Source organism: Gluconacetobacter sp., assembly GCF_047721585.1.
Classification (GTDB): Bacteria; Pseudomonadota; Alphaproteobacteria; order Acetobacterales; family Acetobacteraceae; genus Gluconacetobacter; species Gluconacetobacter dulcium.
The window spans coordinates 1-2157 of the sequence record NZ_JBDNXE010000245.1; the positions used below are offsets into that span (position 1 = coordinate 1).

General features: G+C 63.0%; 3 protein-coding genes. 2 read left to right on the top strand and 1 reads right to left on the bottom strand.

Annotated features, from left to right (window positions below; all coding sequences use genetic code 11):
- The coding region (locus ABF821_RS20830; RefSeq protein WP_415531447.1) for a hypothetical protein at window positions 1–204 on the top strand (204 nt) is incomplete at its 5' end.
- A 240-nt stretch (window positions 205–444) separates the two neighbouring features.
- Window positions 445–1764: an MFS transporter gene (locus ABF821_RS20835; protein WP_415531448.1), complete on the top strand. Its 1320-nt coding sequence runs from the start codon at window positions 445–447 to the stop codon at window positions 1762–1764.
- A gap of 102 nt (window positions 1765–1866) precedes the next feature.
- On the opposite strand, the gene ABF821_RS20840 is transcribed toward ABF821_RS20835, so the two are convergent.
- Window positions 1867–2157 (bottom strand): uroporphyrinogen-III synthase (locus ABF821_RS20840; protein WP_415531449.1); only part of this gene is annotated, 291 nt, incomplete at its 5' end.

Consider the following 2157-nt stretch of genomic DNA (forward strand, 5'->3'; position numbering starts at 1 on the left):
CAACATATTTATATCACGAATAACACAAAGAAACACCGATATATATTTGCCAAAATTTCTCCATATTTTACGATATTCCTCCTTCAAATCCGCGTATATTTCTTATACCATGCACACACACGCTTGATGACAGGAGAACAAAAAGTATCATTTGCGCACCCCATGCGCGAATATGGAATCAATGCCGGTTTTACTCTATTCTGAACTATTCAGAATATTTTTCTAATAAAAACCGTCCCACGCGATATATTATCGCACACCGAGATTTCGCCATGGAAATGGTGATTTCCGCGTCCTGGACGCGCATCCCTACATGATGATTTCGGAATCGATCCTTTGCGCACGCCGCATCGCGATTCCGAACGCAGCTTGCATCGATGCTTCGTAATGAGGCGAAGCCCCTCACCGTTATGTTGGCTGCCTGTTAAAGAGGAGACCCTCCCCTTGACGCAGACAGATACTCTGCTGCCCACCCCTTCCCTCGTCGAACGAATGGGCATCCCGCGCTCCCTGCTCTGGGGCTTCATCGGGCTGCTTCTGTTCATGGTCGGCGATGGGGTCGAGGCCGGCTACCTGGCCCCCTATCTCGAAAATCACGGCGTCACGTCGCGTGACGTGGCCTTCCTGTTCACCATCTACGGCGTCGCCGTGTCCATCTCGTCCTGGCTGTCGGGTCCGCTGTCGGATCTGTGGGGGCCGAAGCGCGTCATGTGGATCGGCCTGGCCATCTGGGCCGCCTTCGAGGTCGTCTTCCTGATGGCCGGCATCATGACCGGCAATTACACGGTCATGCTCGCCGCCTACACGCTGCGCGGCCTGGGCTATCCGCTGTTCGCCTATGGCTTCCTGGTCTGGATCGCCGCCGCCACCCCGCCGCGCCAACTGGGCTCGGCCGCCGGCTGGTTCTGGTTCGCCTTCTCCGGCGGCCTGCCCACGCTGGGCTCGCTGTTCGCCAGCGTCACGATCCCGCTGGTCGGCGAAATCACGACCTTCTGGCTGTCGCTGGTGCTGGTGGTCGCAGGCGGCTGCGTCGCCCTGCTGATGACGCGCGAACCGCGTGGCGCCAGCCGCCTGGCCCCCGCCAATGTCTCGGTGGGCGGCATCTTCTTCGGTTCGATCTCCATCCTGTGGCGCGAACCCCGCACGTTCATGGCGCTGATCGTCCGCACCATCAACACCTCGTCGGAATATGCGTTCCTGGTGATCATGCCCGCCTTCTTCACCAAGGTGGTCGGCTTCTCCCTGTCGCAGTGGCTGGTGCTGCTCTCGATCGTGTTCATGAGCAACATCCTGTTCAACCTGATGTCGGGCATGCTGGCCGACAGGCTGGGCCATCGCACGGTGGTGTCGGTCGCCGGCTGCCTCGGCGCGGCGGTCTCGGTCCCGGCCTTCTATTATGTGCCGCTGGCCTTTCACGGCAATTTCCTCATCGCGGCTCTGGTCGGCATCTTCTACGGCGCGACCATCGCGGCGTTCGTCCCGCTCTCGGGCCTGGTCCCGCAGATCTGCCCGAAAGAGAAGGCCGCCGCCCTGTCCGCCCTGGGCCTTGGCGCCGGGGCCAGCACCTGGGTCGGGCCGGCCATCGTCACCTGGTTCCAGGGCTGGCACGGCATCGAGGGGATCATCTGGATCTTCTCGGGCCTCTATGTCTTCGCCGGCCTGCTGACGCTGTCCCTCTCGATCCCGGACCACGCGCGCGCCTACATGCGCCAGGCCCGCGCTCGGGGCGAGGATCTGAGCGCAGGCGTCGCCGCCTTCCATTGACGCCGATGCCAGGCCGCCCGACAGGCGGCCTGGCCCACCTGGAGCATTGTTTGTGCGCGCATCTTTATCCGACCAGACGAGTCCATCCGGTCGGATGATGCTCTAGCGGGCGGCCACCCCCAGCAGGGCAAGCATCGCCGCCTGATCGGGCGTCGCCGCCCGGACGATCTCCCCCCAGGGCGCCGAGGCAAGCACCTCGGCCGCCCTGTCGGAAATCGCGATGGCCCGCGCCTCGCGCAACTTATCCCGCACATCGCGCGGCAGATGCCGCAGGAACTGGCGCGCCGTCTCGGCCGAGAAGAACAGCGCAGCCGCTACCCCACCCCGCCCGATCAGCGTCCGCAGAACGTCCGGGGGCGGCATGCCAGGCCGGCCGCGATAGACGCCCCGCCG